Source organism: Paraburkholderia sp. J69-1 (assembly GCF_905220255.1).
In the GTDB taxonomy this organism is placed as follows: Bacteria; Pseudomonadota; Gammaproteobacteria; order Burkholderiales; family Burkholderiaceae; genus Paraburkholderia.
On sequence record NZ_CAJMZG010000001.1, the window covers coordinates 373,747 to 394,289 of the forward strand.

Here is a 20,543-nt window from a genome sequence, read left to right on the forward strand (position 1 = left end):
ATCAGCTGATAAATAGACCTGTCAAACAGCACGAATTCCCCATGAAAGTATTATTCAACACCTACCCGATGGCTTTTCACACTCCTGGTGGTGGGGAAGTGCAGCTTATGCAGTATCACCGGCATCTGCCGGAACACAGCGTGGATGTCACGCTGCTCGACATGTGGGCGCCGAAATTCAAGGACCACGGTCTCGTGCATTTTTTCTCTTGCATGAGCGGGTCGCTGCATTTCTGCAACTTCATCAAGCGCATTGGCATGCCGCTGGTGGTGTCGCCCAATCTGTGGATCACGCAAGAGACGAAGGACAACTATCCGTACGACGAGATCCGCCTGATTTTCGTTCTGGCCGACCGGGTCGTATGCAATTCAAATGCGGAATGCGATCTGCTGGCGACCGTTTTCAATATCGAGCGAGAGAAGTTCGCCACGGTCTACAACGGCATCGACCGTCAATTTCTCGTGCGGACCGATGCGGAAATCTTTCGCACAAAATTTGAGATATCTGAGGATTTCGTCTTAAACGTCGCCAACATCGAGCCGCGAAAAAATCAGCTCAATCTGATCCGCGCGATGAAGCAGCATCCGGAATTGAAGCTGGTGCTGGCCGGGCATATTCGCGATACCGAATACGCCGAGCTGTGCTTCGCCGAAGGCGGCGACCAGCTCAAGTATCTGGGTCCGATCCCGCACGATGCCGACGAGTTGCGCTCGGCCTATGCGGCCTGTTCGGTCTTCGCACTGCCCAGCACGCTCGAAACGCCCGGCCTCGCCGCGCTTGAAGCGTTTGCATGCGGTGCGCCGATTGTGGTGACGAACGAAGGCTGCACCTACGAGTACTTCGGTGACGGCGCGCAATACGTGAGCTGGGACGATATCGACGGCATCAGTGAGGCGATCGCTCAAGGCTGCGCGCAAGGGCGCAAGCACGCCGCGCTCGCCAACATCGTCGCGGGCGCCAATTACACATGGAACAACGTGGTCGGCGATCTGGTCCGCGTCTATGAAGAACTGCTGGAAAGCCCGGCCGGTGCGCCCGTGGCCGGCGGCTTCCGGACGATGGAGCGCGACGGAGCTTCGGCATTTGCATGGACCCGTGGATTTGCGCATTTCGATAGCGAGCCCGGTATCATCAGTGGTCTATGGCGGATGGAGGCAGGCGGTACTGCAGACATCAGTGTCAACGGCGAGCTGATTGCCCGCCAGATCGAGATAGCGCAACACTGGAAGCCGTTCCAGATCGTGGTTCCGAAGTCAGGCGACGACGCGCTCAGTCGCGTGACAATCGACAACATTCGGCGCACGGACGGCAGCGTGATCGACGATCGCGGCCTGGCGTTGCGCGACGTGTCGTTCGAGGATTCCCTCGCGGCGAATTTTGAAGAAGCAGTCGTTCTGTCACAGCTGATAGCTCGGAGCGAAGGTTTCTTTTCCATAGAATCGGACCCCTTCCGCTATTTCGTGTGGACCAGCACGCAATGCAGTTTCCGCATGAAGCCGGGTCAATTGCACTTTTTGTGGCACGCGCTGAGCGCGGCTACGGTCGATATCGACATGAATGGTGCGCCATGGAAGACCGGGATACAGGTCGGCGCGGATTGGAGCGGATTTGAGCTGGACGCAGTAGCGGCAGCAGGCGAGGACGATGTCGAAGTCACCCTTCGCGTCACGCTGCCGGAAAACACCATGCAAAACGGGGAACGGCTGCTGGGTGTGGCCATTGGTGCGTGCACGATTACTGCACGACAAACAGAGGTTGAATACCGGGAGAAACGCGAAGATGCGAATAGTAATTGACCTCCAATCAGCTCAATGTGAAAGCCGGTTTCGTGGTATCGGTCGTTATTCTTTGTCGCTTGCGCGCGCGATGCTGCGCGAAGGGCAACGTCGCGGCCATGAACTGTACGTCGTCCTGAACGGTAAGTTTCCGGAGACGGTGCCCGTTCTGCGTAATGCCCTTGCGGAACTGCTGACGCAGGACCGCATCCTGGTCTACGCGTGTCCGCCCAATACGGCTGCGATGAGCGCGGGCGGCGAATGGCGCGAGCAGGCCGCGCAACTGGCGCGCGAGGAGGTGCTGGCGGCGTTGCAGCCCGACGTCGTCCATCTGTCCAGCCTGTTCGAGGGCTGGGGGGACGAGGCCAACACGGGCGTCGCGTCCGGGCTGCGCACGCCTCCCACGGCGGTCACGCTCTACGACCTGATTCCGTACGTGATGAGCGATGTGTATCTCGCTTCGCCGGAGTATCGCGAGTTTTATATGAGTAAGTTCGCGGCGCTCAAGCGCTCGGACTTCATGCTCGCCATCTCGGATTATTCGCGCCAGGAAGCGATGACGGAGCTGGACGTCCCGGCAGACCGCGTCGTCAACGTGTCGGCGGCCATTACCAGCGAATTCGCCCCGGCAAACCTGGACGAAGAGGCCGCGAAACAGGTGCTGGCGAAGTACGACATCAGTTCGCCCTTCGTTCTTTACGTGCCCGGCGGTTTCGACCCGCGCAAGAATTTCGATCGTCTGATCGAGGCGTACGCAGCGTTGCCTGATGGGTTGCGCGCCGATCTCCAGCTGGTAATCGGTAGCCGCTTGCCGGAAGGGATGCACCAGGTTCTCGTCGACAAGGCGCGCTCGGCTGGTCTGAGCGAGCGGGAACTGCGACTCACGGGTTATCTGCCAGAAGAAGATCTGGTGGCCTTGTACGGTCTGTGCCGCCTCTCGGTTTTCCCGTCGCTGTATGAGGGCTTTGGTTTGCCTGTGCTGGAAGCCATGGCTTGCGGCGCCGCACTGATCGCTTCGAATACCAGCAGCCTGCCCGAAGTGGTTGGCCGCGACGACGCGTTGTTCGATCCGCGCTCCGTACCGGATATCACGCGTGCAATGCAGCAGGCACTCACCGACGAGCAGTTCCTCGCGAAATTGCACGAGCATTGCCTCACGGCGGCCGCGCGATTTAGCTGGGAACGCTCTGCGGTGCTCGCCCTCGACGCGCTGGAAAAGGCGTTTGCGCAAGACGGCGTGGCGTTCCGTGCACAGCCGGCGGCGCCGAAGGATGGCAATTACGACGCGATCGTTGCACATCTCGCGCAACAGGATTCGCTGACGCCGGAAGAGGGCGATTTGGCCAAGCTGCGCAGCGCCGTGGACGCGAACAACAAGCTGGTACGCACCTTCAATGGCGAGCGCCAGTTGTTCGTCGATATTTCGGAACTTGTGATGCGCGATGCCAAGTCTGGCATCCAGCGCGTGGTGCGCAGCATTCTGCTGCAACTGCTCAAGAACCCGCCGCCGGGATACCGGGTCGAGCCGGTCTACACGCCGGACGGTCAGGGACTGCAATACGCGAACAAGTTCATTGCGCGCTTCCTTGGCGAGTCGGACGAAAACGTACAGGATGTGCCGGTCACCTTTGGCGCACAGGATATTTTTGTTGGCCTGGATCTGACCGCGCACCTGTTCCCGGCGTTCACCCAGACGCTGCAGCACATGCGCAAGACCGGTGTGCATATCCACTACGTCGTCTACGATCTGACGCCGTTGATGGATCGCCGTTGGCACACCGAAGGCATGACGCTCGCCTTCACGCACTGGATCGATGCCCTGGCTGCCGAAGCGGACAGCCTCGTGTGCATTTCCGAAGCCGTCGCGGTCGACGTGCGTCACTGGTTCGAGCAGCAGCGTCAAGCTCATGGACGCGTGCCGGCAATCACCCACTTCCATCTGGGCGCCGATATCGACAGCAGCGTGCCGACGCGCGGCCTTCCCGACGACGCGCCTGCTGTGCTGGGCGCGATCGGCGAGCGCCCGAGCTTTCTGATGGTCGGCACGATCGAGCCGCGCAAAGGCTATGCGCAAACGCTCGACGCCTTCGATCATCTGTGGGCGAAGGGCGCCGATGTGAATCTCGTCATCGTGGGCAAGGTCGGCTGGCAGATGGAGTCGATGGTCGAGCGCATCACCACGCATGCGCAACTCGGCAAGCGTCTTTTCTGGTTGAACGGTGTCAGCGATGAGTATCTGGGGCAGGTCTATGGCGCCAGCTCGGCACTGATCGCGGCTTCCGAATACGAAGGTTTCGGACTGCCGCTGATCGAGGCCGCGCAGCATCGATTGCCCATCGTCGCGCGCGATATCGCCGTGTTCCGCGAAGTCGCGGGCGCTCACGCTTACTGGTTCAAAGCCAACGAGGGTGTGGATCTGGCAGACGCCATCGAGCGTTGGCTGGACCTGTCGCGCCTCGGAAATGTGCCCGACTCCAGCGGCATGCCCTGGCTAACGTGGGCGCAGAGCACTGCGCAACTTCTGGAGCAGATCGGTTTGGATGCGCGTTCTATGAACCACGCAAACAACGCATGATCTGATTCACCCCATTACTGCTTAATTTTTTGTCGAGTTTTTTATGATCGCAATCATCACCGGCATCACCGGCCAAGACGGTGCTTACCTCGCTGAACTGCTGCTGGAAAAGGGCTATACGGTCTACGGCACCTACCGTCGTACCAGTTCGGTGAACTTCTGGCGTATCGAGGAACTCGGCATCCAGAATCATCCGAATCTGCATCTGGTCGAATACGATCTGACCGATCTCTCGTCGAGCATCCGCCTGCTGCAGACCACCGGCGCAACCGAGGTCTACAACCTCGCAGCACAGAGCTTCGTTGGCGTGTCGTTTGACCAGCCGGTCACGACCGTCGAGATCACTGGCGTGGGTCCGCTGAACCTGCTCGAAGCGATTCGCGTCGTCAATCCGAAGATCCGCTTCTATCAGGCATCGACTTCGGAAATGTTCGGCAAGGTGCAGGCAGTGCCGCAGATCGAAAGCACGCCTTTCTATCCGCGCAGCCCGTATGGCGTCGCCAAGCTCTACGCGCACTGGATCACGGTGAACTACCGCGAGTCGTACAACATCTTCGGTTGCAGCGGCATTCTGTTCAACCATGAGTCGCCGCTGCGCGGCCGTGAATTCGTGACGCGCAAGATCACGGACTCGGTTGCGAAGATCAAGCTCGGCCTGCTCGATACGCTCGAACTCGGCAACCTCGACGCCAAGCGCGACTGGGGTTTCGCGAAGGAATACGTGGAAGGCATGTGGCGCATGCTGCAGGCCGACAAGCCCGACACCTACGTGCTGGCGACCAACCGTACGGAAACCGTGCGCGACTTCGTGACGATGGCGTTCAAGGCCGCGGGCATCACGGTGACGTGGAGCGGCGAAGGCGAGAATGAAACGGCCGTGTGCGCCGCAACCGGCAAGACGCTGGTGCGCATCAACCCGAAATTCCATCGCCCGGCCGAAGTCGACCTGCTTATCGGCGATCCGGCAAAGGCCACGCGCGAACTCGGCTGGAAGCCGCAAACCACGCTCGAACAACTGTGCGCGATGATGGTCGAAGCCGACCTGCGTCGCAACGAGAAGGGCGCTTCGTTCTGATATGCCGAACGTTTTAATTACCGGCGTACAAGGGTTCACCGGTCGTTATCTCGCCGAGCGGTTGCGTCGCGAGGGCTACCAGGTCAGCGGCATGACGCATGGCCAGGGCGCGCCGGAGGCGGGGCTGTATCAGTGCGATCTGCTCGACCGCGACGCAATCGCGGAAGTGATCGACACGGTGCGTCCCGACTGCGTCGTGCACTTCGCGGCGATCGCGTTCGTGGCGCACGGCGACGTCGATACGATGTATCGCACCAACGTCGTCGGCACGCGCAATCTGCTGGATGCGCTGGCCGAGTCGGGTAACGACCTGCGCTCCATCATGATCGCGAGCAGCGCGAACATCTACGGCAATACGGCGATCGATCCGCTGACCGAAGCGGTGCCGCCGGCGCCCGCGAACGACTATGGCGTGAGCAAGGTGGCGATGGAATACATGGCGCGGCTCTGGTCCGATCGCCTGCCCATCACCTTCGTGCGGCCGTTCAACTACACGGGCGTGGGCCAGTCGCCGCGTTTCGTGCTGCCCAAGCTCGTCGATCATTTCCGCCGCCGTGCGCCGGAAATCGAACTCGGCGCGCTCAACGTCGCGCGTGACTTCTCGGACGTGCGCATGGTCGTGGACGCGTACGCGAAGCTGCTGGCGCTGCCAGGCACCGGCGAGGTGTACAACGTCTGTTCGGGCACGGCGCATAGCCTGGGCGAAGCGATCGAGATGCTCGAGCGCATGGCCGGTTATCGCATCGAGGTCAAGGTGAATCCGGCCTTCGTGCGCCACGGGGAAGTGCGCTATCTGCGCGGCTCCAACGAAAAGCTTGAAGCCGCGATTGGCCCGCTCGAACGCATTTCCCTCGAGGACACCTTGCGCTGGATGTATCAAGCATGAAGGTGCTGCACGTCTATCGCACGTACTTCCCCGATCCGCCGGGCGGTCTGCAAGAAGCCATCCGCCAGATCTGCCTTGCGACGCGTGTGCGCGGCGTCGAGCCGCGCATCTTCACGCTGTCGCCGACGCCTTCGCCGCGTAGCATCGAGTATCCCGAAGCGCGCGTCGACCGCTCGAAATCGTGGGCCGCGCCGGCCTCGTGCGATCTGGGCGGGCTGGACGCGCTGCAGCAGTTCCGGGCAGGGGCGGCGTGGGCAGATGTGCTGCATTTTCACTTTCCCTGGCCGTTCGGCGATGTGCTGCGCATGCTTGGCGAGCGCAGCAAGCCGGCGGTCATGACCTACCATTCGGACGTCGTGCGGCAACGGCTGCTGGGTGCGCTGTATGGACCGTTGATGCGGCGCATGCTGGATTCGATGTCGGCTGTGGTGGCGACTTCGCCGGCCTATGCGCAAACGAGTCCGGTGCTCACGCAGTTCGTCAATCCCGAACGTGTGCGGGTGATTCCGCTGGGTATCGCGGATTACGCCACGCAAGCCGGGGGCGCAGGCGAATCCGATGTGCTCGCGCGCCTTTCTCTCGGCGATGAACCGTTTTTTCTCGCGCTTGGCGTGCTGCGTTACTACAAGGGACTGCACACGCTGATCGAGGCGGCGCCTTCGATTCCCGCGCGTCTCGTGATCGCAGGATCGGGGCCGGAAATGGAGCGGCTTCAGCAACTGGCGAAAGAGCGCGGCGTCACCAACGTGCAGTTCGCCGGGCAAGTTTCGGACGTCGAAAAGCAGGCGCTGCTGCAGCGTTGCCGTGGTCTCGTGCTGCCGTCGCAGTTGCGCTCGGAAGCTTTCGGCATGGTGCTCGTGGAAGCCGCGATGTTTGGCAAGCCGCTGGTGTGTTGCGAGATCGGCACGGGCACCTCGTATGTGAACGAGCATGGTGTGACGGGCTTCGTGGTTCGCCCCGAGTCGCCCGATGAACTGGCCGCCGCCGTGAACACGCTGCTGAACGACGAAAGCCGGGCTCGCGCCATGGGCGCCGCAGCGCGGGAGCGCTATGAGCGGCTGTTTTCGGATGTTGCGCTGGGCGACAAGTACGCCGCCTTGTACGAGGAAGTCGCCAGCACGCGGCGAGCAGGCTGATCGGGCGTCGTCCGGGCGCCTGGCGTGCCGGATGAACGCATCAACCCACTCCTGAAAGCCAGGGACCGCGATTCATGACTCAACGCATTCTACTGACCGGTGCGACCGGTTTTGTCGGCCACGCTGTTAGCCGACGACTGCTCGACCGCGGCGATCAAGTGACGGCGTTGGTACGGCAGCGCGGGGCAGTGGTGTCGGGCGTGGCCGAATGGCTCGCGCCCGCGAACGATTTCGCCGATGTCGAGCAGCATTGTCCGCCGGACCTCGCCTGCGACGTAGTCATTCATCTCGCCGCACGCGTGCACGTGATGAACGACCACTCCATCGACCCGCTGGCTGCTTATCGCGAAACCAATGTCGAAGGCATGTTGCGCGTCGCGCGCGCCGCCCGGCGAACGGGTGCGCGACGGTTTGTTTTCGTCAGCAGCATCAAGGCCGTTGGCGAGTCCAGCGAAGGCCGCGAGCCGCTCAGCGAGCTCGTGCCGCCGCAACCCGAAGATCCCTACGGCATCTCGAAACTCGAAGCGGAGCGCGCGCTCACTGCCTACGGACGCGGCTGCGGCCTGGAAGTCGTGATCGTGCGACCGCCGCTGGTTTATGGCCCGACTGTGCGCGCCAATTTCCTGCAGCTGATGAATGCGATCGCGCGGGGTGTGCCGTTGCCGCTGGGGCGCATCGAGGCGCGTCGTAGCATGATCTTCGTCAATAACCTCGCCGATGCCCTCGTGCACTGCGCTTCGGAGCGCCGTGCCGCTGGCGGCCTGTTCCATGTCTCGGACGGACATGATCTGTCAGTGAGCGAACTGGCGCGCATGCTGGCGTGGCAACTCCAGGCGCCGGCCCGCTTTCCCTCGGTGCCGCCGGGCCTGCTGCGCCTGGCTGGGCGGCTGACGGGCCGCTCGGCGCAGGTCGGACGTCTGCTCGACGAGTTGCGGGTCGACAGTAGCCACATCACCGAAACGCTTGGCTGGCGGCCGCCCTATACCGTGGAGCAAGGGCTGCTGGAAACCGCCTCGTGGTATCGCGCGACGCATTGACACGCTTTAGTTGAGACTTTCATGTTCCAAAACCCGATCGTGTACGTGACCGGCAGCGCCTTCGCGGCGTTCGCGGCGTGCATGCTGATTCTCTGGAGCCTGCTCAAGACCGGCCTCGCCTGGCGCCTTGCCATCGACGTGCCGAACGAGCGCTCCCTGCATACGCTCCCCACGCCGCGCGTCGGCGGCTGGGGCATTGTGCCCGTCGTGGCGCTGCTGACGGTCGCCGTGGCGCCGTCGCTCTGGCTGGCTGCGCTGCTGTTCGCCTTGCTCGCGGCACTGTCGCAGATCGACGACCGTCGCGGCCTGCCCGTGTGGGCGCGCTTCGGTGCGCATATCGCAGCCGTTGCAGTGTTCGTGACCTTTTATCCTGCAGCGGCGCCCTGGTGGCTGCTGTGCGGCGTGGCATTTTTGATGGTCTGGCTTGTCAATCTTTACAATTTTATGGACGGCTCGGATGGTCTCGCCGGCGGCATGGCGCTCTTCGGCTTCGGCGCCTACGCGATCGCCGCGCTGCGGGCCGGTCCGGCCGCTGTGCCGCTCGCACTGGCTGGCGCCATCACGGCTGGCGCGGCGCTCGGCTTCCTGCGATTCAATTTCCATCCGGCCCGCATATTCCTTGGCGATGCCGGTTCGATCCCGCTGGGCTTTCTGGCCGGCGCGCTGGGCTATTGGGGCTGGGCGCGCGGCGTCTGGCCGGTATGGTTTCCGGCGCTGGTGTTCTCGCCATTTATCGCGGATGCCTCTGTTACCTTGCTGCGCCGGCTGCTGCGCGGCGAGAAAATCTGGCAGGCCCATCGTGAGCATTACTACCAACGCATGGTGCAAATGGGGTGCGGACACGCCCGCACGGCACGTATTTGGTATTCGCTGATGGCGGCAGGCATAATGACTGCTTGTTTCGCGATGTCCTTCTCTCCCGTTCTGCAGTGGCTGACGGTCGCCGCATGGATGGCGATCCTCGGAGTGGCTGGGGTATTTGTGGACAGGCGCTGGACGCGTCATCGGTCCGGTCTTGTGGAATCCTGAGAGCGCTCTGTATCGATGAAGAAGTTCAAAGCCCGTTGGCTCTCGCTGGGCGCATTCGCCTTCGACCTGTGTGCGGTCACCGCATCGTGGCTGCTTGCCTACGTCATCCGCTTCAATGGGCCGGTGCCCGAGGCGTATCTGCGTAGCGGGATGCACGCTCTGGTCTGGGTGCTGATCGCTTACGCGGGACTGTTCCGCAGCTACGGCCTCTATCGCGGCATGTGGGTCTTTGCCAGCTTGCCCGATCTCGTGCGCATCGCCAAGGCGATATGCGTCGGCGCGCTCGCGGTCGTGATCGGCACTGCGCTGATGCAGCCGCAGCCTATCGTGCCGCGCTCGGTCTGGCTCGTTTCTCCCATGCTGCTGTTCCTCATGATGGGCGGCTCACGCGCGCTCTATCGCAGTGCCAAGGAGTTCTACCGATACGGCGGCCTGGTCGGGCAGGGCAAACCGGTATTCGTGGTTGGCGCGGGTTCGGCAGGCGCCAATCTCGTGCGCGAACTCAAACGCTCGGGCGAGTGGCGGCTCGTCGGTCTGCTCGACGATGATGCCGTCAAGCAAGGCCGCGAAATCAATGGCTGCCGCGTGCTCGGCTCGATCAACGACCTGCAGCGCCTGAGCGCGCAGATGAAAGTCGAGCACGTGATCATCGCCGTGCCGTCGGCCTCACCCGAAGTGCATCGCCGGATTGCTACGCTGTGCGTGCGCGCAGGCGTGAAGGCGCTGACCCTGCCGGCGATCAAGTCGCTGGCCGAAGATCAGGCGGCGCTCAAGAGCATTCGTGTGATCGATCTCGAAGACCTGCTCGGCCGCGATCCGGTGCATATCGACGGCGCGCACGTTGGCGAGCTGCTCGCCAATCGTGTGGTCATGGTGACTGGCGCTGGCGGCTCGATCGGCTCGGAACTGTGCCGCCAGATTCTGACGTTCGCGCCGGCGCAACTGATTGCTTTCGACCTGTCGGAATTCGCGCTCTATCGTCTGAACGAGGAACTGCGCGCGAGCTTCCCCGATGTGGCGGTGGTGCCTACCATCGGCGACGTGAAGGATGCGTTGCTGGTCGACAAGGTCATGCAGAGCTACCGGCCGCATATCGTGTTTCATGCGGCCGCATTCAAGCACGTGCCGTTGATGGAAGAGCTGAACGCCTGGCAGGCCGTGCGCAACAACGTGCTTGGCACCTATCGCGTGGCGCAAGCTGCGATTCGCCACCAGGTGTCGCGATTCGTGCTGATCTCTACCGATAAGGCCGTGAACCCCACCAACGTGATGGGCGCGAGCAAGCGCCTCGCGGAAATGGTGTGCAGCGTGCTGCAACGCGAAGCGCGGCATCGCACCCGTTTCGAGATCGTGCGCTTCGGCAATGTGCTCGGCAGCGCAGGCAGCGTGATTCCGAAGTTCCAGGAGCAGATCGCGAACGGTGGCCCGGTGACCGTCACGCATCCGGAAATTACGCGCTTCTTCATGACGATCCCGGAAGCGTCGCAACTCGTGCTGCAGGCGTCGAGCATGGGCGAGGGCGGCGAGATCTTTATTCTCGACATGGGCCAACCGGTGCGTATTGCAGATCTTGCCCAGGATCTGATCCGGCTTTATGGCTTCAGCGGCGGCCAGATTCGCGTGGTGTTCACCGGCTTGCGGCCGGGCGAAAAGCTCTACGAAGAACTGCTCGCAGACGACGAAACGACGACCCGCACTCCGCACCCGAAGCTGCGCATCGCCCGCGCGCGCGAGGTGCCGAACGAACTCATCGATCAACTGTTGCCCTGGTTGATGCAGCACCGCATTCCGGGCGACGATGAAGTCCGCCGCGACCTGCGGCGCTGGGTGCCCGAATACCAGGCGCCTGCGCCGGGCCTGCGCAGCGTCAACGTTGCGTCTGCGGGCTGAGGTGGTCATGCCGATAGGCCTGCGCGCCAGTGCGGGCTGAATTGACTGATGGCGGCGCCGCGATCGTTTGCGCCGCCATGACGGGTGCCAGGTTGCGCCCATCAACAGCGTGCGAAAGATACGCGAACCGAAGATCTCCACATGGCCCCGACTCTTCGGGTAGCCATCATGCATGACGGATTGCAGAACTGATTTATGACAAAAGGCGTCAATTTTTTTGGGCCGTACGAGGCTAAAGACAGCATCGGGCGCGTGGCTTCGCTCAATATCGACTGTCTCAAGGCGTCTGAGATCCCCTTCGACGTCTATCTGCTGTCGCGGCCGTCGCCCTCGCAAATCGTCGAATACGCTACGATCGACGATCGTCTGCTCGCGTCGCTGAATCACAAGGTCAACCTGTTTCATTTCAACGCGCGCCGCGTGCCGCTGTATTTTTCGCGGCTTGGCGAAGACTCGCTCAACGGTTTTTACAACATCGGTTACTGGGTCCACGAGATGCAGACGATCCCGGCTCAATGGGCGCGTCAGCTGGAATTTTTCGACGAGATCTGGACGCCGTCCGCGCTATGCCAGGAAGCTGTTTCGCGTTGCGCCGACATCCCCGTCATCAAGATTCCGTATCCGATCGAAAGCCAGGCCGTGTCGCCCAGAATGCGCGCGCGCCAGGCCGGCGAGGCATTCGAGACGTTGAATTTCCTGACGATTTTCGACGTCTACAGCGATGCCGAGCGCAAGAATCCGCTGTTCACGTTGCGCGCGTTTCTCGACGCCTTCGAAGACAACACCGCGGTCAAGCTGCTCGTCAAGGTCAAGAATCTCGAATACGATCCGCTGCTCGCGGAAAAGCTCGACGCAATCGTTCGCCGGCATCGCAACATTGAAATTATCGACCGGCATTTTGAACCTGCCGAAATGGCGGCACTCTATGACGAGACGGATGTCTACGTTTCGCTGCATCGCGCCGAAGGCTTCGGGCTGACGATTTCCGATGCCATGAGCCGCGGCATTCCGGTGATCGTGACGGGTTATTCCGGCAACATGGAGTTTTGCGATGTGTCCGATACGCGGCTTGTCGCGTATGAACTGCAGGCTGTCGGCCACAACCGCCCGCGTTATCGTGCCGACGACCTTTGGGCCGAGCCGAGCATGGACGATGCGATTCGCGCGTTCACCGACATGGTAGAACGCTATCCGAACTGGCTGGACAAGGCCGCCCATGCTCGCGACCGCGCAGAGCGTGGCTTTTCGGTCGAGACGATCGGCGCACGCATGCGCGAGCGTATCGAACTGATCAACAATAATTTCGCCTTCGCCGACGATATGAGCGACCGCTCGATCGACGTGGACGTGGGCATTGTGAACACCTACGGATTCTGAATGGAACTCTATCTGCTGCGGCACGGCGCCAGCACGGCGAATGAGCGTCGACTGGTGTGCGGCGCCGAGGATTTCCCGCTCTCGGAGACCGGGCGCGAACAGGCGCGGCGCGTCTGTGAAAACCTTGCGCGTATCCCGTTCACGCGGGTTTACTCCTCACCGTTGTCACGCGCGCGCGATACCGTTGCAGCGCTCGATTGCAACGATCGGCCGGTGCAGATCGCCCCGGAAATTGCCGAACTGAACACGGGTGCGCACAGCCACCGCACGCTCGACGATCTGTGGGCGGAGGATGCGCGTTTCCGGCAGCCGTGGCTGAGCCCGGACATGCGTTACCCGGAAGGCGAATGCTTTCGAGAAATGGTCGCACGCATGACTGGCTGGTACGACCGCGAGTCCGTGAATTGGGCCGCTGATGATGTCGTGCTGGTAGCTGGCCACGAAGGCACGCTGCGTTCCATTCTGCTGCGTTTGCTCGGGCTCGACCTCAGTGCGTACCCGGCATTCCCAATCGGCAATTGCGATCTGCTGCACGCGACCATCAAGGCCGGTGAACCGGTGACCTATACGCACATTCCTTTGACGGCTTGCACTGACCGACAATGAAACGCATCTTGCTGACGACGTCGCCCAATGCCTTTCTTTATCGAGGCGGCGGCGAACAGGAAATCCTGCTGCTCAATGAGTTTCTGAACGCATCGGGCGTGATGTCCGACATCTATGGACCGACGTCGCGTTCGCTGAGCGCGTACGACCACGTGATCCACTTCTCGATGCAGGACGGCTCCGAGTTGCTCGTCGACGCGCTCGCGGGGTCGGGGCGCCACCTGATCCTCTGGCCGAATCTGTGGTTCGTGAATCCGCCGCACCCTCAGCATCTGGAGCGGCTGGCGCGACTGCTCGCGCGATTCGACGCGGTAATTTTCAAGTCGCAGGCCGAAGAGGAGCATTTCGCGCGCTATCTCAACCTCGAAGGCAAGCAGGTGATCCGGCTTGCCCCGCTGATCTCGCCGCGCTTCCTGCGCAAGCAGGTGTCAAAGGTGTTCCAGGAATCGTACGGTCTTGATCGCTATGCGATCTGGCCAGGCATTATCGAGCCGCAGAAGAACCAACTGGCGGCGATAGAAGCGTTTCGCGACCTTGACATTAATCTCGTGATTTCGGGCGCCGTACGTGATTCTGACTATGCCGCGCGTTGCCGTCAGGCGGCTGGCGGCAACGTGACGTTCGTACCTGTGATGCCGTTTGGCTCGGAACTGCATTTGTCGGCACTGGCTCACAGTAACCTGTTCGTCGAGCTGGCGCTGGACTTTCCGGGTACGTCTGCTCTGGAAGCAGCAGCGATGGGGTGCCGGCTGTTGCTGTCGCAAAGCGACTGGACACGCGAGATGCTGGAAGGGCAGTGCGTACAGGTCGATCCGCACGATGTTGCTCAGATTCGCGCAGGTGCGCTCGAGGCATTGGGGCAGGCAAGCTCGCGTGAGGCCAGGTTCGCGGCATTGCCGATGAGCGAAGCCGTCGCGCCTTTGTTGCGCTATCTGGACGGGCCGAAGTAAGCGCGACGCGCGGCACACCGGTCTGCACTTGTGCCGATCGCGTGCCGCATGTCGTGCGGTTATTGGTCAGATCATTCGTGGCTACGGGGCTCGATCGCGCAGGCTCTAACGGGCTTTAAGCGGAACGATTTGATTGCAAGACCAAGCAATCGGGAATCGGTCGAGTTCGATTGGTCCGATGGGCGTTGGGCATAGGGCGCAACAATTTTCAGCATCGGGCGATCCATTCCGCTTGCCGAGGAAATCACGCCGCGAAACTGGAAAACGCCCGTTCCAGAGTGCAGATCGTAGTCAAGATTTACGTCGTCGAGCAACAGTTGCGTAGTCTGGATGTCTGGATTGGAAATGCTGGTGAGTGCGACCAGTTCGTAGCTATATTCAACAGACGGCTCGAGTTTGCACGGCAACTCGATGCTCGAAATGCCTGACGTCCACCTCACGCCGTGCCAGTGAGGCCAGAGTTCTCTGTGATGCAATCCGTCATGACGGATCGCGTGATTCATATCCAGTTCGACCCAGGATTTTCTGGCTGGCTCGGGCGGAGATGCGCGAGAGATCTTATTGCTGACTCGTTGATCGAATAGCTCCCGGCCGAACGCATACAGCTGATTATCGAGTCCATTTCGCTCGGTTAGCTGTTTCAGAATATCGTCGTCGATTTTTTTATCATGCCCGCCGACATTTTTAGAAAAATCCACTGGATTTCTACTGAGCTCAAAATAACTCTTCAGTGCGGACATGGATTCTTGCATTTTCTCGACAATTCCAATAAATGAAATGCGCTCGAGATTTGATTTTGCCTGAATGAGAGAGTGTTCATCAATCGGGATAAAAAGATGATCGAGATGGGCTCCGAAGTTGATTTCGAAATTTAATAGTGGTCTATCAATTGGAATGGGGATATTTGGAATCTGATGTCCAGAAAGCCATTTCGTCTGCATGTTGAGAATCACCTCGGCATACGGCGAATCGAGGAATTCGGCCAAGGAGGTTTCCTTTTTGATGTCGCCGATTCGCTTGAGATGATTGAACATGCTGAATGAGAGCTCCGCCGGCGTGCGCAAGAATACAAGTGTATGCACGGGTTGGTCCATCAGGTGAGAAATGCAGAGCGGGATATGTCCGCATACTGCACGCGCACTCTTCAGTGAATCATAATCAAGCGTATTTCCATAGTATGAGTCGCGAATTTCCTGGAGCTTGAATGAGTCCGTCAGTGATAGATTATCTTCTATCAAGGCGGTTACCGAAGTTCCAGCGGTTTTTGGAATATGCAGAAAGAAAATGGGGGATTTGTCTTTCATGGCGAAATGAATTCGATTGGATGTAGGGTGAGAAAATCACGATCGTGTGGGTGCTTCGATCGATATCATCTTGAGCAAAGGAAGCTTATTTGCATCACTGTACCACTGCGATATTGGGGCGGCAATTTGATGTGACTGACGAATCGTCGGCGGCGCGGTGAGGGCGCGGTCAGCCTACGAATCGCATTGAGTCTTGCTGACACACGTCATGCGCGACTCGACGATTTCGACCGGATATACTCGTTGGATCAATTCGGAAAACTGTGAAAGACAAGTCCCGATGATCACCAGACAAGATGTGGAAGCAGCGTATTCCTGACTTCTGGAGCGCGACGCCGAGCCAGGTGCTGCAGAGCACTGGATGCAGCACGCCAGTAGTAGGCAGAGCTGATCAGCAACCTCATGAAGTCCGAAGAGTTCCGGGTTAATAGCTTGCCCAAGCTCCTGGAAGCGGGATTGTCGCCTGCGATATTGACTCGTCAACAGTTTCTAACACACAGTTGCAGGATCAATGATCCCATGCGCGCGGTCATTCATGCGGGAGTGCGTCAGGCGAGCTGGTCGAAATGGAGAGGCCGGTAGCGACGCCAGGCACTGCTGAATTGTCGAAGGCGCCACCGCAGGTGGAGCCGAGCGAGGACGACTGCGTGCCATCACTTTGGCTTAAAGTCGCAGGCCATAATATTGCGCAGTGAGCGGGCATGGGAAGCAGTAGTTGTGGTTGTTTTGCGTAGTTTTCAGAGGGCGAAGTGCGAATTTTCCTTCGTCATTCGAATTTTTGGACCGACTTGGGTAAGAAGTCTGTAACATATCGCAACGATTTAGCGGTGTTGTAAACTTTGTAATGTAAGGTCTGCTGGAGTGTCAGATTGCCTGCGCTAATCCTCTAATGAATACGGTTATATCTGAGATACGGGGTTGCAGCTTCGAGCTTTTCTCGTAATCGATCGATCTTCTTTGATCGTCGCTTAATTCGGTCTTATCGCGACTCTCGGGCATTATGGGACGAGCAAAGCGGATTCGGCTGCTCGGATTGCGTTTGCGGGGAAATGGCGGCACACAATCTCGGCGATAAACTTACCGCGGCATTGATGCATGTAAGTCAGGCCTTACAAGACGAACCTGCGCGAATTGATCTGGCACATGGTGCTGGTTCGATGACGGCACGATTTGCCCAACTACACATTACTGGTTTGGTCCTTCATGCAGAAGCCACAAATTGCTGTTCTGGTCCCTTGCTACAACGAAGAAAAGACGATTGCCCGCGTCGTTCGGGATTTTCGCGTGGCGCTTCCGGACGCGCAGATCTACGTGTACGACAACAATTCGTCGGATCGCACGGCTGAAGTTGCGCGTGCCGCTGGCGCAATCGTCCGGACGGAAACGCAGCAGGGGAAAGGACACGTGGTACGTCGCATGTTTCGCGACGTAGAGGCCGATTTTTATGTGATGGTGGACGGCGACGATACGTACGATGCAGGCGTCGCGGGGCAAATGATCGCGTCGGCACTCGAGGGACCCTATGACCTTGTCAATTGCGTTCGCCGTGAAGTCGAAAACGCCGCTTATCGCGGGGGACATCGCTTTGGCAATCTGTTGCTGACCGGTGTGGTCCGCCGCATTTTCGGCAACCGCGTGCGCGATATGCTGTCCGGCTACAAGGTATTCTCGCGCCGCTTTGTCAAGTCGTTTCCTGCGCTGTCGCAGGGCTTCGACATCGAAACGGAACTTTCGGTTCATGCGCTCGAACTGTCGCTGCCCGTTGCGCACGGGGAGGGCAGTTATCGCGGACGCCCTGAAGGTTCTGAGAGCAAGTTGCGCACATATCGCGACGGCTGGCGCATCTTGATGCTGATTCTCAAGCTCCTGCGCCATGAACGTCCGATGCTGTTTTTCGGTGCATTGTCCGCGATTTTTGCTGCGACCTCGCTGTTCCTCGCTGCGCCCGTTCTCGACACATATGTGCAATACGGCGTCGTGCCGCGTCTACCGACAGCCGTGCTCGCGATGGGTTTGATGACGATGGCCTTTTGTAGCGTGGTGACAGGAACTATCCTCGACACGGTCTCGCGCGGACGCAAGGAAACTCGCATGCTCGCCTATTTGCAGCATCCGGCGTTTATCGAATCCCACGATTGACGAGGGATCACTGCACCATGCCAGCAGTTCGAGGGTTGGGGGCGATCTATCGCGAAGCGTTGCGGCACCCGTCCGTCAAACAGTTCATGCGCTTCGCTCTTGTCGGCATTGTCGGTCTGGTAGTGAATGCGTCCATTGTCGGGTTGTGGACGCAGTTTGGCAGCCCGCTGGTCGCACAGGCAATCGCGTTTCCTGCCGCAGTCACAGTGACGTGGTTCCTGAATCGCCGATATACATTCGGGGCAAGCCGCTATGCGGCGCATCACGAGTGGGTGCGTTATGTCCTCGCGAATGCGCTAGGCTGGGCGGCTAACAATGGCACGTATTTTTATCTCGTGCTGCATGTCGCGTTTGCCTGGAGGCATCCGATGGTTGCAGTTGCAGCCGGTTCGATAGCCGGCATGCTGCTCAATTTCACAGGTTCCAAATTCCTCGTTTTTCATAAAAATTAGCAACGTCCGACCATTCGCTAATCAAATTTTATCGAATTGCGCATGTCCAGAGGCCTTAATCGATACACCATTCCGACCTGGGTGTTCCTGTGGGGAACGCTCATTGTCTATTCGGTCGCCTATCTCGCTCACCCGGCATTACCGGGCAATAACCCGGATGCTCCACAGGGATGGTGGGGTTGGTTCGATCAGGGGGAATACCTCAAAGAAGCAAAAGCACTCGCCTTGCACCACTGGTTGCCGGATAACTTCTATTACCCGGTCCTGTATCCGCTGATCGGTCGCATCTTTCTGCACTGGACTCCTAACCATCCGTTCTTCGTGTTCGACGGTTTTGCGCTGCTGGTTTTCGTCTACGCGTTCGTCAAGTTCGCCGATCAGTACCTTTCGCGAGTGGAGATTCTCATACTGACTGCGGCGGCGCTGTGGTTCACGCCCACCGTTATCGTGAATTACGCGATCCCTTGGACGACGTCAGGAACTGCGCTGATCTACTCGCTTTGCCTGTTGATCCTGTTGCGGCAAAAAAAAATCGGCGGTGGTGGTGAAGCCACTCGCGGTGCGGTATTGTGGGCTGTCGTATTTTCGATGTTGTTCGGTGCGCTGATTGTGCTGCGCCCAGTTGACGCCGGTCTCGCGGCGATCTTCTTCCCGGCGTATGTATTGTTCGTGGTGCCGTCACGAAGCGTGGCAGAACTGGCGAAACTCTGGAGGCGTGTGCTCGCGATTTGCGCCGCCCTGGGTCTGGGCCTGATGTTCTGGCTGGCGGTATTTGCAGCGGTCAACTATAAGATTTTTGGGCGTCCGCTCGGTGGCTACATGCAATCGACGGCCTCCTCCAGTGGCTACTTTATCGCTGAGTTGCCCCGAAAAGTCTGGTCACTGGTGTTCGACACGAATACAGCCTATCTCGAACCGCAGGCTTCGCTGGTCACGCATTATCCGTGGCTCCTGCTGTCGATAGTGGGCATCGTCGTCGCTATCGTTCGCGGCGACAAAATGCTGCGCGTGCTTGCTCTCGCCATCCTGCTTCACTTCGCGTTGTACGCACCGTATGGCGATTTACTGCCGGAAGGCATGTGGCGATTCCATAACGTCCACTATTTCAAGTGGGCTGTGCCTTACCTGGCGTTGCTCGCGTGGCTGGCGTTGCGCTGGATCTGGTCCGGTTCAGGAGGAGGGGCGAGTTCCCGGGTGGTGCGCGCCTTCTCCGCCGTCGCCTTGATTTGCCTGGTGCTCTGCGTTCAATTCAAGGTTCGGGAGATCGACGGTGTTTCGCAGACGCGTGAAGCCGCGCCGGATGGCACCAGGGTGGTCAACGTGATGTGCGCGGCTAACCGGCCGTTGATTGATTTCATCGATCTGCACGGGCTGAGTGGTGGATTCAGCGAGGTGTACTTTGGCCCACATCAACTCTGGCTCGATGGCAAGGAGTTGAGACGTGTTCACGACTTCAGGCTTCTTCCGGCACCGTGGGGTGTGCGCCTGTTGTTTAACCGGCCTGTCGTCTGTGGCAACTTCAGATTCTTGATCGGACCGGATCTGACTGAACAGCCGGCAGCGGCTGCGGTGACTGCAGGATCCTACGGATTGACCTTGGGCTTGCCTCGCGTGCCGGTGTTTGCCCGACACCTGAACGAGTATTGAATTCCGAAGGTAGGCCCTGCTCAACCCGGCTCGCGCGAGTATTCCAGCGGCTCTGAAAGAAGATAAAGATGAGATGCAATCGCACCGCGCTTGCCGCGGTGCGCTGAATTACCCGATGTGGGCTGCGCGCGCATGCGTCAGATGCGCGATGATCCGCTCGACGCAGTGTTCAACCGTCATACTTTCCGTGTGCAGCACAACATCCGCATGTTCGGGTGCGTGGTAGGGCGAGCTGATGCCAGTAAATGACGGAATTTGCCCAGCACGCGCGCGCTTATAAAGCCCTTTGGGATCGCGCGATTCACACACGCGCAGCGGCGTATCGACGAACACTTCAACAAATGAATCCGCGCCGATGATCTTGCGCGCGTTTTCGCGGTGCTCAAGCTCAGGCGAGATCGTGGCGGTGATCGCCACATAGCCTTCCTGGCAGAACAGGGCGGCGACGTGCGCGACGCGGCGCAGGTTTTCAGTGCGGTCGGCTTCGCTGAAGCCGAGATCTGCATTCAGGCCGGTGCGCAGCACGTCGCCATCGAGCACGGTCGCGCGGACTGCAAACGTTTGCAATCGTTTGACCAAGGCTTGGGCAATGGTCGATTTGCCTGCACCGGACATTCCGGTCAGCCATACCACGGCCCCCGACGACATCGCTGTTCCCACTGCTC

The 20,543-nt window shown here is 59.8% G+C and carries 16 protein-coding genes; 14 read left to right on the forward strand and 2 right to left on the reverse strand.

Going from position 1 to position 20,543, the window contains the following annotated elements; genetic code table 11:
• The first annotated feature begins 41 nt into the window (after positions 1–41).
• The 11 genes from U5A67_RS01710 to U5A67_RS01760 all read left to right on the forward strand — a co-directional run bounded on the left by U5A67_RS01710 (position 42) and on the right by U5A67_RS01760 (position 14,336).
• Positions 42–1,796, forward strand: coding sequence for a glycosyltransferase (locus tag U5A67_RS01710; RefSeq protein WP_321814293.1), 1,755 nt, complete (start codon positions 42–44; stop codon positions 1,794–1,796).
• Complete coding sequence (locus U5A67_RS01715) at positions 1,780–4,350, forward strand: glycosyltransferase family 1 protein (protein ID WP_321814294.1); 2,571 nt, start codon at positions 1,780–1,782, stop codon at positions 4,348–4,350. The genes U5A67_RS01710 and U5A67_RS01715 overlap by 17 nt, the downstream gene beginning before the upstream one ends.
• A gap of 43 nt (positions 4,351–4,393) precedes the next feature.
• Positions 4,394–5,425: a GDP-mannose 4,6-dehydratase gene (gene gmd / locus U5A67_RS01720; RefSeq protein ID WP_321814295.1), complete on the forward strand. Its 1,032-nt coding sequence runs from the start codon at positions 4,394–4,396 to the stop codon at positions 5,423–5,425.
• 1 nt (position 5,426) lies between these two features.
• Positions 5,427–6,311 (forward strand): NAD-dependent epimerase/dehydratase family protein, encoded by an 885-nt coding sequence (locus U5A67_RS01725; protein WP_321814296.1) that lies wholly within the window; start codon positions 5,427–5,429, stop codon positions 6,309–6,311.
• The gene (locus U5A67_RS01730; RefSeq protein ID WP_321814297.1) at positions 6,308–7,447 is read left to right on the forward strand and encodes a glycosyltransferase; all 1,140 of its coding nucleotides are present in this window, start codon (positions 6,308–6,310) and stop codon (positions 7,445–7,447) included. The genes U5A67_RS01725 and U5A67_RS01730 overlap by 4 nt, the downstream gene beginning before the upstream one ends.
• Positions 7,448–7,521: 74 nt before the next feature.
• Positions 7,522–8,484, forward strand: coding sequence for an NAD-dependent epimerase/dehydratase family protein (locus tag U5A67_RS01735; protein WP_321814298.1), 963 nt, complete (start codon positions 7,522–7,524; stop codon positions 8,482–8,484).
• Positions 8,485–8,505: 21 nt separating this feature from the next.
• A complete protein-coding gene (locus U5A67_RS01740) occupies positions 8,506–9,513 on the forward strand; it encodes an MraY family glycosyltransferase (RefSeq protein WP_415767583.1) in 1,008 nt (335 codons plus the stop codon).
• A 15-nt stretch (positions 9,514–9,528) separates the two neighbouring features.
• Positions 9,529–11,403 carry a nucleoside-diphosphate sugar epimerase/dehydratase gene (locus U5A67_RS01745; protein WP_321814299.1) on the forward strand — a complete coding sequence of 625 codons (1,875 nt, stop codon included), beginning with the start codon at positions 9,529–9,531 and terminating at the stop codon, positions 11,401–11,403.
• 195 nt (positions 11,404–11,598) lie between these two features.
• On the forward strand, positions 11,599–12,780 hold the full coding sequence (locus U5A67_RS01750) for a glycosyltransferase (protein WP_321814300.1): 1,182 nt from the start codon (positions 11,599–11,601) through the stop codon (positions 12,778–12,780).
• Complete coding sequence (locus U5A67_RS01755; RefSeq protein WP_321814301.1) at positions 12,781–13,386, forward strand: histidine phosphatase family protein; 606 nt, start codon at positions 12,781–12,783, stop codon at positions 13,384–13,386. It abuts the gene before it with no gap.
• Positions 13,383–14,336, forward strand: coding sequence for a mannosyltransferase (locus U5A67_RS01760; protein ID WP_321814302.1), 954 nt, complete (start codon positions 13,383–13,385; stop codon positions 14,334–14,336). The genes U5A67_RS01755 and U5A67_RS01760 overlap by 4 nt, the downstream gene beginning before the upstream one ends.
• A 71-nt stretch (positions 14,337–14,407) precedes the next feature.
• On the opposite strand, the gene U5A67_RS01765 is transcribed toward U5A67_RS01760, so the two are convergent.
• Complete coding sequence (locus tag U5A67_RS01765; RefSeq protein WP_321814303.1) at positions 14,408–15,640, reverse strand: hypothetical protein; 1,233 nt, start codon at positions 15,638–15,640, stop codon at positions 14,408–14,410.
• A gap of 1,203 nt (positions 15,641–16,843) precedes the next feature.
• On the opposite strand from U5A67_RS01765, the gene U5A67_RS01770 reads away from it, so the two are divergent.
• The 3 genes from U5A67_RS01770 to U5A67_RS01780 are packed head-to-tail and all read left to right on the forward strand — an operon-like array spanning position 16,844 to position 19,878.
• Positions 16,844–17,779 (forward strand): glycosyltransferase family 2 protein, encoded by a 936-nt coding sequence (locus U5A67_RS01770; RefSeq protein ID WP_321814304.1) that lies wholly within the window; start codon positions 16,844–16,846, stop codon positions 17,777–17,779.
• 17 nt (positions 17,780–17,796) lie between these two features.
• Entirely contained in the window at positions 17,797–18,231 is a 435-nt protein-coding gene (locus U5A67_RS01775) for a GtrA family protein (RefSeq protein ID WP_205981242.1), read from the forward strand.
• Positions 18,232–18,273: 42 nt separating this feature from the next.
• Positions 18,274–19,878: a hypothetical protein gene (locus tag U5A67_RS01780; protein WP_321814305.1), complete on the forward strand. Its 1,605-nt coding sequence runs from the start codon at positions 18,274–18,276 to the stop codon at positions 19,876–19,878.
• Between the two features lie 108 nt (positions 19,879–19,986).
• Here the strand turns inward: U5A67_RS01780 and cysC are convergent, their stop codons facing one another.
• Positions 19,987–20,526: an adenylyl-sulfate kinase gene (gene cysC / locus U5A67_RS01785; RefSeq protein ID WP_321814306.1), complete on the reverse strand. Its 540-nt coding sequence runs from the start codon at positions 20,524–20,526 to the stop codon at positions 19,987–19,989.
• Between the last annotated feature and the right edge of the window lie 17 nt (positions 20,527–20,543).